Origin of the sequence: Sinorhizobium sojae CCBAU 05684, assembly GCF_002288525.1 — a bacterium.
GTDB lineage: Bacteria > Pseudomonadota > Alphaproteobacteria > Rhizobiales > Rhizobiaceae > Sinorhizobium > Sinorhizobium sojae.
In genome coordinates this window covers 1085404-1097922 of record NZ_CP023068.1, presented here as the reverse complement: position 1 = coordinate 1097922, position 12519 = coordinate 1085404, and the positions used below count along the sequence as shown (strand labels likewise).

11 protein-coding genes and 1 pseudogene are annotated in these 12519 nt (G+C 61.9%); 11 read left to right on the top strand and 1 reads right to left on the bottom strand.

The genetic code is table 11. The annotated features are described in order from the left end of the window. Window positions 1–29 precede the first annotated feature (29 nt). The 11 genes and pseudogenes from SJ05684_RS22725 (at window position 30) to SJ05684_RS22675 (ending at window position 11127) form a co-directional block, all read left to right on the top strand. Complete coding sequence (locus SJ05684_RS22725; RefSeq protein ID WP_034857652.1) at window positions 30–1298, top strand: ABC transporter substrate-binding protein; 1269 nt, start codon at window positions 30–32, stop codon at window positions 1296–1298. 84 nt (window positions 1299–1382) lie between these two features. Beyond that, window positions 1383–2351, top strand: coding sequence for a carbohydrate ABC transporter permease (locus SJ05684_RS22720; protein ID WP_034857653.1), 969 nt, complete (start codon window positions 1383–1385; stop codon window positions 2349–2351). Further along, window positions 2344–3399 carry a carbohydrate ABC transporter permease gene (locus tag SJ05684_RS22715; protein ID WP_034857654.1) on the top strand — a complete coding sequence of 352 codons (1056 nt, stop codon included), beginning with the start codon at window positions 2344–2346 and terminating at the stop codon, window positions 3397–3399. The genes SJ05684_RS22720 and SJ05684_RS22715 overlap by 8 nt, the downstream gene beginning before the upstream one ends. Window positions 3400–3426: 27 nt before the next feature. Then, window positions 3427–4506 carry an ABC transporter ATP-binding protein gene (locus SJ05684_RS22710; protein WP_034857656.1) on the top strand — a complete coding sequence of 360 codons (1080 nt, stop codon included), beginning with the start codon at window positions 3427–3429 and terminating at the stop codon, window positions 4504–4506. 308 nt (window positions 4507–4814) lie between these two features. Continuing rightward, a pseudogene (locus SJ05684_RS30560) lies at window positions 4815–5215 on the top strand (HAD family hydrolase); the annotation flags it as partial. Window positions 5216–5403: 188 nt separating this feature from the next. Then, window positions 5404–5616 carry a hypothetical protein gene (locus SJ05684_RS22700; protein WP_034857659.1) on the top strand — a complete coding sequence of 71 codons (213 nt, stop codon included), beginning with the start codon at window positions 5404–5406 and terminating at the stop codon, window positions 5614–5616. Window positions 5617–5800: 184 nt separating this feature from the next. Beyond that, window positions 5801–6763, top strand: a complete 963-nt coding sequence (gene ytfQ, locus SJ05684_RS22695; protein WP_034857660.1) for a galactofuranose ABC transporter, galactofuranose-binding protein YtfQ — start codon at window positions 5801–5803, stop codon at window positions 6761–6763. An 88-nt stretch (window positions 6764–6851) separates the two neighbouring features. Next, a complete protein-coding gene (gene ytfR / locus SJ05684_RS22690) occupies window positions 6852–8369 on the top strand; it encodes a galactofuranose ABC transporter, ATP-binding protein YtfR (protein WP_034857661.1) in 1518 nt (505 codons plus the stop codon). Then, window positions 8366–9391, top strand: a complete 1026-nt coding sequence (locus tag SJ05684_RS22685) for an ABC transporter permease (RefSeq protein ID WP_034857663.1) — start codon at window positions 8366–8368, stop codon at window positions 9389–9391. The genes ytfR and SJ05684_RS22685 overlap by 4 nt, the downstream gene beginning before the upstream one ends. Continuing rightward, window positions 9388–10356, top strand: a complete 969-nt coding sequence (yjfF, locus tag SJ05684_RS22680; protein WP_034857665.1) for a galactofuranose ABC transporter, permease protein YjfF — start codon at window positions 9388–9390, stop codon at window positions 10354–10356. The genes SJ05684_RS22685 and yjfF overlap by 4 nt, the downstream gene beginning before the upstream one ends. 21 nt (window positions 10357–10377) lie before the next feature. Next, entirely contained in the window at window positions 10378–11127 is a 750-nt protein-coding gene (locus tag SJ05684_RS22675; RefSeq protein WP_034857666.1) for a FadR/GntR family transcriptional regulator, read from the top strand. A 213-nt stretch (window positions 11128–11340) separates the two neighbouring features. On the opposite strand, the gene SJ05684_RS22670 is transcribed toward SJ05684_RS22675, so the two are convergent. After that, window positions 11341–12456, bottom strand: a complete 1116-nt coding sequence (locus SJ05684_RS22670; protein ID WP_034857668.1) for a TRAP transporter substrate-binding protein — start codon at window positions 12454–12456, stop codon at window positions 11341–11343. Window positions 12457–12519: the final 63 nt, after the last annotated feature.

Below are 12519 nucleotides of genomic sequence, written 5' to 3'. Positions count from 1 at the left end.
AAGACCAGCAAATCAGGGAGGAAAACAAAATGAAACAAAAGATTTTGGCGACAACGGCGCTCGCGGCCGTGCTCTATGCCGGGGCGCTGAGCGCCAGCGCACAGGAAATTCGATTCATGTGCTCGTCGGACGGTGCCGAATGCGAGGTGCTGAACGAACTGGCCACCCGCTTCGAGGCCGACCGTCCAGGCGTCGACGTGATCATGGACGTGGTTCCCTATCAGGCGATTCTGGAAAGCCTGCCGGTACAGTTGGCCGCAGGGACGGGCCCGGACCTCGCCACGGTAACCGATCTTGGCGGGCTGAACCGCTATTACCTGGATCTGGAGCCCTACGTGGACCGCGATTATTGGGAGGCCAGCTTCGGCGATGTGCTGGACTGGTATCGCGCCGACCCGGATGACGACGGCATCTACGGCCTGCATATACTGATGACCGTCACCGGCGCCTTCATCAACCGCACCCTGTTCGAACAGGCCGATGTCGAGGTGCTCGGCGCGGATGCGTCCTGGCAGGAGTGGGCTGAAGCCTCGCGCGCCGTGGCCCAGGCCACCGGCACCACCTTCCCGATGGCGATGGACCGCTCCGGCCATCGGATCGCGGGGCCGGCGATTTCCTACGGGGCCAAGATCTTTGATGAGAACGGAGAGCCGATCCTGGTGGACGACGCCTTCACCGGCTATGTGCAGAAGTTCGTCGACTGGCACGAGGACGGCACAATGGCGCGCGACGTCTGGGCGGGGCAGGGTGGCGGTAGCTACCGGGATGCGGCGCAGGAATTCATCAATGGCGAGCTGGTCTACTACTATTCGGGGAGCTGGCAGACCGGCCGTTTCGATGAACAGATCGCCGATTCCTTCGACTGGCAAGTCGTGGGGTCCCCCTGCGGCGAAGGTGGCTGCACCGGTATGCCCGGCGGCTCGGGCCTTGTTGGTTTCAAGCAGACGAAGCATCCCGAGATCGTGGCGGCACTGATGGACTATCTCGCGCAGGAACGGACCTACGGCGAGTTCTCGGGGCGCACCCGAAACATTCCTGCCCATCGCGCCGTTGCGTCGGCAGGTGTCGATTACGAAGGCGCATCTAAATCGGCCGCTGCCGCGCTGAAAGCCTGGGGCGCTCAGGTGGGACGTGTCTCTCCGATCGCCTTTGCCTATCAGGGCTATCGCAACAACCGCGCCATGTTCAATATTACGGTGCAACGTGTGACACAGGCCATCGTCGGCGAACTGACGGTCGGGGAGGCCATGGAGCGCGCCAAGGCGGACCTGGCTGCGGTACTCACGGAAACCAAGTAAGACCGGTAGTTGCAAGCGACCGGCGGGGCACCAGGATTTACGTGCCCCGCCACAGCAGAGAACGGGCATCGGAGGGCTCGGACCATGTACACCATTGTCGCACCGGTCATGCGGATCGTCGAGATTCCCTTCGCCTTCGTGCAGAGCCGCCTCGGAATCCCACGCCTTGCCTGGCTGTTTCTCGCGCCCAACCTCATTCTTTTCGGCGTTTTTGCGTTTCTGCCGATCATCTTGAACTTTCTCTATGCGCTGACGGGGGGCGACCAGGTGCTGCTCGGTGCCCGGCCATTTGTCGGGGCTGCGAATTTCCAGAGCCTCGCCAATTGCGAGAATGTCTTTGACCCCAATTCCTGCGAGCGCGACTTGTTCTGGCGGGCGATCTGGAACTCGGTCTTGTTCGTGGTGCTGCAGGTGGGCCTGATGGTAGGTTTCTCTCTGCTGACGGCGCTGGTTCTGAACCGCGATATCCGCGCGCGCGGCTTCTTCCGCGGCGTCTTCTTCTTCCCTGTGCTGCTGTCGCCCGTGGTGGTGGCGCTGATCTGGAAATGGATCCTGCAACGTAACGGCGTGCTGAACGCGGGGCTCGAGGCCATGGGTTATATGCCTGTGTTGTGGCTATTGGACCGGCAATGGGCCTTTGCCTGGTCGGTGTTCCTGTCGGTCTGGGCGCATATGGGGTTCTATACGCTTATCCTGCTGGCCGGGCTACAGGCGATCCCGGGGGATGTCTACGAGGCCGCGCTGATGGATCGCGCGAGCCCCTGGCGGACTTTCCGCAAGATCACTTTGCCGCTGCTCGCTCCAACCATGCTGGTCGTACTGGTGCTGGCGCTGATCAAGGGCGTGCAGACCTTTGACGAGGTCTATGCCTTCACCGGCGGCGGTCCAGGTTCTGCAACGACTTTCATCATTCAATATATTTATCAGACCGGTTTTTCCGGGGCGCCACGCCTCTTTGGGTTGGCTGCGGCGGCTTCGATCCTGCTGGCGCTGGTTCTGGCGGTGCTAACCGGAGTGCAGCTCTGGGTTAATCGGAGGAATGTTGATGGGTAAGATCATGTCTTTCATGACCCGCACCCGCGCCGGAAAGGGCCGGATGGATTGGACCGACTGGCTGACCTATGGATATCTCTTTGTGGGCATCGTCTTGATGTTCGGTCCAGTGGTCTGGCTGGTGCTGTCCTCGTTCAAGACGGAGGCCGACCTGCAACGCTTCCCACCGCGGCTGCTGCCCTATGCGCAGGAAACGGTCAAGGTGGAGGGATACGATCAGCCGCTGGCGCTGTTCGATATCGTGGGCGGCGATCATGAGGGTCGGAAACTGGCGATGGTCCGCCGCGTGGGGCTGGTAGCGCAGATGGTTGACCCGGCCTCGCCCCACGAGAGGCTGCGCGTCAACGTGGCCGACTGGCAGCCGATCGAGCGGATTTCGCTGGCGGTCGAGAACTACACCGAGCTGTTCGAGCGCTTCGACTTTCTGCGCTACCTATGGAATTCAACCTTCATCACGGTGATGGCCACGGCGATCATGCTGCTGGTGAATTCAATGGCAGCCTTCGCGCTCTCCAAGTACAGGTTCCGCGGCCGGACCACGGTTCTGATGCTGGTTATTGGCACCTTGATGATCCCGCAAACCGTGGTTCTGGTGCCGCTCTTTCTGATCACGCACGAATTGGGGATGCTGAACAGTCTCTGGGGCGTGATCATCCCTGGCGCGGCTACACCGACAGGGGTGTTCCTGCTCAGGCAATACATGATCACCATCCCCGATGAGATCCTCGACGCCGCGCGGATGGACAAGGCCAGCGAGTGGAAGATCTTCTGGCGCATCATCCTACCGCTCTCGGCGCCCGCCATCGCGGTGCTGGCAATACTTGCGATCATGTGGCGCTGGAACGATTTCCTCTGGCCGCTGATCGTGCTGAGCGAGACCGAGAACTTTACGCTGCAACTGGCGCTCAATTCGTTCCAGGGCGAGATGTCCACGCAATGGAGCAACCTGCTGGCGATGACCGTGCTGACGCTGCTGCCGATCGCGCTCGTCTTCATGTTCCTGCAGAAATACATCGCCACCGGCATTGCGTCGACCGGCGGAAAATGACCGGCGAGGGGAAAGGGAGGGTCTAACATGAGCAGTATCCAACTGAAGGATGTCCGCAAGAGCTATGGCTCGGTCGAGGTGATCAAGGGCATCGATCTGGACATCAAACATGGTGAGTTCTGCGTCTTCGTGGGGCCGTCAGGTTGCGGCAAGTCCACGCTTCTGCGGATGATTTCGGGGCTCGTGGAGATCACGGGCGGCGAGATCGCCATCGGCGGCGAGGTGGTCAACGACATCGCCGCCGCTGACCGGGGCCTTGCCATGGTATTCCAGTCCTACGCGCTCTACCCGCACATGACGGTGCGCCAGAACTTGAGCTTCGGCCTCGAGAACATCAACACACCCAAGGCCGAAATCGCTGAGAAAATCGACTCAGTCGCGAAGATGCTGCAGATCGACCAACTCCTGGACCGGCGGCCCAAGGATCTGTCGGGCGGCCAGCGCCAGCGGGTGGCCATCGGGCGCGCCGTGGTACGTGAGCCCAGGGTATTTCTCTTCGATGAGCCGTTGTCCAATCTCGACGCTGAGTTGCGCGTCGACATGCGCGGCGAGATCGCGTCGCTGCACCGTCGCCTTGGTAACACGATGATCTATGTCACCCACGACCAGGTCGAAGCCATGACCATGGCCGACAAGATCGCCGTTCTGCGCCTTGGCGAGGTGGAACAGTTCGGCGCGCCGCTGGAACTCTACAACCGGCCCCGAAACCTCTTTGTTGCGGGCTTCATCGGCTCGCCCAAGATGAATTTCCTCACGGGCAGGATCGACGAGGGTAATCGCGGCGTGGTGCTTTTGCCCACGGGCGAACGGGTGGTGATCCCCGAGGAGGGGTTCAACCACCGGCCGGGGCAGGACATTACGCTCGGCATCCGCCCGACTGAGATGCAGCCGGCCGCCGATGGTCCTATCGCTGTCGAGGTGCGCAGCGTCGAGCAACTCGGCGGCGAATCCTACCTCTACGGTACGATGAGCGACGGCACAAAGGTGACCGTGCACAGCCTTGGCCAGACCGGCGTGCGCATTGGTGAGACGATCGCGCTTTGCGTGCCGCCCGCGCGGATCCACCTCTTCGACACGCAGGACGGCCTCAGCTTACGGGCGGATTAAGACCCTGATAAGGGCATCGGAAAGGATGATAGATGAAGCAGACTTGACGGTGGTTCGGGCCCTGCGGATGAGTCGTCATTCAGGAAGCCTACATTCAAGGCATCTCGACGCGCTCGGTTGATAATCCGGTCAAGGTGGGGATGAGCGGTATCTCCAAGAGCCAGGTGTCGCGGCTAAAGTAGAAGCACGCGTGGGGCATACTTCCGATGGAGCGAGCCGCACTTAAGAATGCGCCAGTTTGAGTTAAGTTTGGCATTTAGAGGGCATAGCGTTGTTTAGCGGAAAACCAACTCTACGCCCTCTGCGAGCTTACGGCAGCTGAAATCGCCGATGTCGAGGGTGTGGTCGAAATACCTGGCGCGATCGCCTTCCTCGGCTCTCTGCCGCCGGTGCGTTGGGCAATCGTGACGCCGGCGCCGCTCGAACTGGCAACGCGCCGGCTCGCCGCGGCGGGCATCCCGGTTCCGCGCACATCGTGTCCGGCGAGGATTGCCTCGTCTTCGAGGACGCTCCGGCCGGTATCCTCGCGGGCAGGGCCGCCGGCGCCGAGATTGTTGTCATCACCGGAGCCCACGCCGCTGCGGCCGAAACGCCGCATGGGAGTTTCGCGCATTACGCGGATGTGGAGGCCCGTATCGGCGTGAGCGGATGGCTGTCGCTGCACCGGCGCCGGGACGAACCTCGCTTCGACGAGGCAAAACGCGTATAACAATAACACTTGCATGTTCCCGGAGACGTCCGGATCGGGGTTCGTTCCGATGTGCAGCAGAGGCGGCCGCGGCCGCCTGAACGTGTATAGGTCGCGGGAGCACCATGAATTGCTGCGTGATTCCTTGGATCGAGGCCGATTTGAGGAGAGATGCAACGGGCGTCCGGGACAACACCTGGAGGACAGCCATGGAGCTGACAAACGCGCGCAGACTGGCGGATGAGTACCTGCGTCTCGGCGGGCACCGCCGGGTTGTCATCGACGATAACCAGACGTCGGTTCGCGAATGGGAATCCGAGCCGGAGGAGGCGGAGGCGTTCTGGAAACTTTACGTCGAGACGCTGAGCCCTGAACGGCAACGCGAAGTGGAACTATTTCTGCCGACTATCAATCGAGCGTGAGGCGCCGACTTCGGCGCCTCCATTGACGCTTCATCTTGAACGCACACCGCGCCGGCTGATTGAAGAGCTCCTTGATCAATCTGGTAGAAGAGTGTGCATGATCGCAAATGAGAGTTTACAAAAGTAATATTATATGATTTTTTGTCCCCAGCTGCATGGAGGCAGCTTTCTTTGGGAGGAAATCATGAATTTTCGTAAAGCACTCGCGAGTGCCACGATCCTTGCCGCCTGCATGGTCGGCAGCGCTTCGGCCGCCGAACTTGTCGTCGGCTTTTCCCAGATTGGATCGGAGTCCGGCTGGCGCGCGGCTGAGACGACGCTGACGAAGCAGCAGGCCGAGCAACGCGGCGTCGACCTCAAATTCGCCGACGCGCAGCAGAAGCAGGAAAACCAGATCAAGGCGATCCGGTCCTTCATCGCTCAGGGCGTCAACGCCATTCTGCTTGCGCCGGTCGTCGCCACCGGCTGGGACGAGGTGCTGCAGGAGGCAAAGGACGCCGAAATCCCGGTCATCCTGCTCGACCGCACGGTGGACGCTTCCGATGATCTCTATCTGACGGCGGTTACCTCGGACCTCGTTCACGAAGGCAATGTCGCGGGCAAGTGGCTCGTCGACACCGTTGCCGGCAAGGACTGCAATGTCGTCGAGCTCCAGGGCACGACCGGGTCCTCTCCGGCAATCGACCGAAAGAAGGGCTTCGAGGAGGCGCTTGCCGGCCATGACAATCTGAAAATCGTCCGCAGCCAGACCGGCGACTTCACCCGCACCAAGGGCAAGGAAGTCATGGAGAGCTTCCTGAAGGCGGAAAACGGGGGCAAGAACATCTGCGCCCTTTATGCCCATAACGACGACATGGCCGTCGGGGCGATCCAGGCGATCAAGGAAGCCGGCCTGAAGCCGGGCACGGATATTCTCGTCGTCTCGATCGACGCCGTTCCGGATATCTTCCAGGCGATGGCCGCAGGCGAAGCCAACGCAACGGTCGAACTGACCCCGAACATGGCAGGCCCCGCCTTCGACGCGCTCGACGCTTACCTCAAGGACGGCAAGGAGCCGCCGAAGTGGATCCAGACGGAATCGAAGCTCTACACCCAGGCTGACGATCCGATGAAGGTCTACGAGGAAAAGAAGGGGCTCGGCTACTGATCTCGCTGTCGGCCCGCGTCGACCCCGGCGCGGGCCGATCCTAATCCGCCCGCTCCCCGGGCGGGGCGGTAATGATGAGACGGTATCCATGCACAGCACCAGCGACAATATCCTTTCGGCGGTCCGGATCGAGAAAGGCTTCCCAGGTACGAAGGCTCTCGACAAGGTCGATTTCCAGTTGCGGCGCGGTGAAGTTCACGCGCTTCTCGGAGAAAACGGCGCCGGCAAATCGACCCTCATCAAGTGCCTGACCGGCGCCTATCGACGCGACGGCGGCAGCATCCTGCTCGACGGCACCGAAATCGACCCACGCGACACCTTCGACGCCCAGAGACTGGGGATCGGCACCGTCTACCAGGAAGTCAATCTGCTGCCGAACCTCACGGTCGCCGAGAATCTCTTCCTGGGGCGGCAGCCACGCCGGTTCGGCATGATCGACGCCCGGGAAATGAACCGGATGGCGCGCGAACTGCTTGCCGAGTATGAACTCGATCTGGACGTCACGCGCGATCTCGCCGGCTATTCGGTGGCGATTCAGCAGGTCGTGGCGATCGCCCGCGCCGTCGACCTGTCCGGCAAGGTGCTTATCCTCGACGAGCCGACCGCTAGCCTCGACGCGCATGAAGTGGCGATGCTTTTCCGCATCGTAAGGCGCTTGAAGGCGCGCGGACTGGGCATCATCTTCATCACCCATTTTCTCGAACAGGTTTACGAAATATCCGATCGCACCACCGTACTGCGCAACGGTCAACTCGTCGGCACGCGCGAGACGACTGATCTCGACCGGCGCGATCTGATCACGATGATGATCGGCCGCGAGCTCGCGGACGAAATTCACACCAACCACCCATCGGCGGGCGACGGGCAATTGCGCTACCGGTTCCGCAACTACGGCCGCCGCGGACACATAGACCCCTTCGACCTCGACGTGCGCGCCGGTGAAGTGGTCGGAATTGCCGGCCTGCTCGGATCGGGGCGCACGGAAACGGCGGAGGTGCTTTTCGGCGCCAACCGCGCCGATAGCGGTACCGCCGAGATCGACGGGCGCGCGGTCGATCTGTCGTCGCCGCGGGCCGCCATCCGCCAGAAATTCGGTTTCTGTCCCGAGGACCGCAAGACCGCCGGCATCGTTGGCGACCTCTCGGTGCGCGAGAATATCGTGCTGGCGCTGCAAGCCCGGCGCGGCTGGACCCGACCGATCTCGCGTACGGAGCAGAATCGCCTCGCAGACCATTATATCCGCGCGCTCGATATCCGCACCGCCGACCGCGAAAAGCCGATCAAGCTGCTATCCGGCGGCAACCAGCAGAAAGCCATACTCGCCCGTTGGCTCGCGACCGAACCGGAATTCCTGATCCTCGACGAACCGACGCGGGGCATCGATGTCGGCGCCCATGCGGAGATCGTCAGGCTTATCGAAAGCCTTCGCGAAAAAGGTCTGTCGCTGATCGTCATATCATCCGAAATAGAAGAGCTGGTCGCCTACAGCACCCGGGTCGTCGTCCTGCGCGATCGTGCCCATGTCGCCGAACTCGATGGCGAGCGGATTACCGCGCATAACATTGTCGAAGCGATTGCTGCGGCGAATGAAGGAGGGGCATCGTGACGGCGACCGTTAAGACCTATTTCGGCCGACTGTTGCCGCAGTTGATTGCACTGGCTGTAATTGTCGTCGCCATTTCAATGGTTTTTCCGGGTTTTCTCAACCTGCAGATCCAGAATGGTCGCCTCTATGGAAGCCTGATCGATATCCTAAACCGCGGGGCCCCCGTGGTGTTGCTTGCGATCGGGATGACGGTCGTGATCGCCACCAAGGGCATCGACTTGTCGGTCGGTGCCGTCATGGCGATCTGCGGCGCCGTCGCCGCCGCTCTGATCACCTCCGGCCATTCGCTTGCCGAAACTCTGCTGGCGACGCTCGCGGTCGGTATCCTTTGCGGCGTCTGGAACGGAATTCTCGTCGCCATCCTCGACATCCAGCCGATCATCGCGACCCTCGTGCTGATGGTGGCGGGCCGCGGCATCGCGCAGCTCATCACCGAGGGCGCGATCCTCACCTTCAACCATCCGGGGCTCATCTTCATCGGCAGCGGCTCCTTTGCCGGCCTGCCGATGCCGATCGTGATCTGGCTTGTCTTCGGTGTCCTCATCGCGCTGCTCGTTCGTCAGACGGCACTCGGCATGTTGATCGAAGCGATCGGCATCAATCGACAGGCGAGCACGCTGGCCGGCGTGCTCACGCCCGTTCTCCTGATCGCGGCTTACGTGCTGTCCGGCCTCTGCGCGGCGTTCGCCGGTATTATCGCAGCCGCCGACATCAGGGGGGCGGACGCGAACAATGCGGGTCTCTGGCTAGAGCTCGACGCGATCCTCGCGGTCGTGGTCGGCGGCACGTCGCTTCTCGGCGGGCGCTTCAGCATCGCCGCGTCGGTGCTCGGCGCCATCATTATTCAGGCCATCAACACGGGCATTCTCCTGTCCGGCTTCCCCCCTGAGTTCAACCTCATCATCAAGGCGGCGATCATCGTCTTCATCCTTGTGCTGCAATCGCCGCGCTTCAGGACCGCCTTCACCTTCGTGAGGCTGCCGCGCGCCGCCGGAAAACCGACCGAGCGAGAAGCAAAATGAAGCAGAAATATCTTCCGCTTACGGCAACGATCCTCATCTTCGTGCTGAGCTATGCACTCTGTGTCATGCAGTTCCCGAACATGCTTTCGACGCGGGTGATCGGCAATTTGCTGACGGATAACGCCTTCCTCGGCATTGCTGCCGTCGGCATGACTTTCGTCATCCTGTCGGGCGGCATCGACCTCTCCGTCGGTGCGGTCATCGCCTTTACCGGCGTATTTCTCGCCGTCGTCCTGGAGCAGGGCGGCTTGCACCCGCTCGTCGCCTTCGCGCTGGCGCTCGCCATCACCACGGCGTTCGGGGCGCTTATGGGAGCAATTATCCACTACCTCGAAATGCCTGCCTTCATCGTGACGCTTGCAGGCATGTTCCTCGCCCGCGGCATGGCCTTCGTGCTCTCGATCGATTCCATTCCGATCAAACATCCGTTCTACGCCACCTTGAAAGGGTTCTATTATAAGCTGCCCGGTGGCGGTCGGATTACGCTGATCGGCGGCCTGATGTTGCTCGTCTTCGGCGTCGGCATCCTGATTGCGCACCGAACCCGGTTCGGCACGAATGTCTATGCGCTTGGCGGTGGTGCCGCGACGGCGAAACTGATGGGCGTGCCGGTCGCGAGAACCACCATCGGAATCTACGCCCTGTCGGGTCTGCTGGCGGGGCTCGCCGGCATCGTCTTCTCGCTCTACACCTCCGCCGGCTATTCGCTGGCTGCCGTCGGCGTCGAACTCGACGCGATCACGGCCGTTGTCATTGGCGGGACGCTTTTGACCGGCGGTTCTGGCTTTGTCGCCGGGACCCTCGTCGGTATCCTCATCCAGGGGCTGATCCAGACCTATATCACCTTCGATGGGACGCTTTCGAGCTGGTGGACGAAGATCCTGATCGGCCTGCTCCTCTTTGCCTTCATCCTCTTGCAGAAGGGAATCATCCGGCTGTCGCGGGTTGAAAGGCAGCACGCATGACGAGGGGGAGGGCGGGGTGAAATGCCGTCACGGTTCGGCAGGCAAGCGGGCAAAAGGACGAGCCACCGCCTCGTCGTAGACGAATTGGGACAGGCTGTCGTCGGTGGAGAATTTGCGGTGGGCGACATATTGCCCGGCGACCTCGAACTCGCGGCACGGTTCAATGTCTCTCGTACCGTCCTTCGCGAAGCCATGAAGACCCTTGCCGCCAAGGGCCTTGTGCTCGCCCGCGCCCGCATCGGCACGCGTGTCCTGCCTCGGGCCAGTTGGAACCTCTTCGACAGCGACGTGCTCACCTGGCGTTTCAATGCCGGCGTCGACGAGGATTTTCTGCGCCATGTCTGCGAGGTGCGGCTCGCGCTCGAGCCCTATGCCGCGGGTCTCGCGGCAAGCCGGGCGACCGATGCGGATATTGCCCGGATGATGCGGCTCGCCGTCGCCATGGGAAAATCCGGCCATGACGGTCAAACGCTCGCCCAGGCGGATCTCGAGTTCCACCTGAGCCTGCTCGAATCCTCGCTCAATCCATTCATGCACACGGCGGGAAGTCTCATCGAGGCGGCCCTGGTGGGCGTGTTCCGCCGAACGAGCCCCACGGCCGATGCGACTGAAATCGATCGCGTCGCCATGGCCCATATCCGCATCGTCGAGGAAATCCGACGTCGGAACGAGATAGGCGCGCGTAGCGCCATGGAGCATGTGATCCGTGTCGGGCAGGAGCGGCTGATCCTGGACCTTCGGGCGCAGCGCGTTCCAGTCGGGGCGAAGTGACGGCCAAATGAACAACGGATTTGCCAATTCGGACGAGCAGGCGGCGCTACTGCTCTGATCATGCTGGGTAATCCGGCTCGAGGCTTACTGCATGCCTCCTTGAATCGGCCTCGGTTTGAGGACAAAGGCATCCAGCAATTTAAAGGGCTGCAGCGCCGCGCGGTCTGATCAGATGCGCGGCGCTGCAGGGTCTGGAGCCGTCAATGAAAGCTCTTACTTGCCGGCCGCCTGTGCCGCGTAGTTGTAGCTGTCATAGCTGTATTCGGCGACGCGGAACCACTGGAAGGACTCGTCGCGGAACTTCTTCCACTGCGGATAGATCTTTGCCCAGGCGGGATGCTTGTCCTCGAACTCGCCGTAGAGCTCGAAGGTCGCCTGGTAGGCGGCGTCCAGGATGTCGCGCGGCATCGGCCTGAGTTTCACGCCCTTGCCGACGAGCGTGCGGATCGCGGTCGTGTTCTTGACGTCGTACATGGCCTGCATGTTGAGATTTGCCGCCTTGCAGGCGGTGTCGAGCGCAACCTTGTAGGCCTCCGGCAGCGCCTCGTATTGCGCCTTGTTGACGAAGAAGTGCACGGTCAATCCGCCTTCCCAATAGGCCGGATAATAGTAGTTCGGTGCGATCTGGTAGAAGCCGAGGCGCTCGTCATCGTAGGGACCGATCCATTCGGCGGCGTCGATCGTGCCGCGTTCAAGCGCCGGATAGATGTCGCCGCCCGGCAATTGCTGCGGTACGACGCCGAGCTTCGCCATCACCTGGCCGGCAATGCCGGCGATGCGCATCTTCACGCCCTTAAGATCGGCGAGGCTCTTGATCTCGTTGCGGAACCAGCCGCCCATCTGGGCACCGGTCGCGCCGCCCGGAATGCCGACGACGCCATAGTCGGCGAGAAACGCGTTATAGGCCTCGTTGCCGCCGCCATGATAGAGCCAAGCATTCTGCTGGCGCGCATTCATGCCGAAGGGGATGGTCGAACCGATCGCGAATGTCGGATCCTTACCGGTGAAGTAGTAGCCGCACGTGTGCGCGATCTCGACCGTGTTGGCGTTCACAGCGTCGAGGGCCTGCGGCCCCGGCACGATCTCGCCTGCCTGGAACACCTGGATCTGGAATTTGCCTTCGGTGATCTTCGACAGCGTCTCGGCCATCACCACGGCGCCGCCGTAGATCGTGTCGAGATTGTTCGGGAAGCCCGAGGTAAGGCGCCAGCGAAGCGCCGGCAATTCCCCGGCGATCGCCGGAGCCGCGAGCGTCGAGCCGGCGGCGGTCGCGACACCGGCCAGCACGCCTTTTGACAGGAAGTTTCGTCTGTTGAGAGTATGCGTCATGCGTGGTCCTCCTCAGTTTGGATGGCTGATTTTGCGGGTGGCCGCCACGCGAAGCGGCAGCCG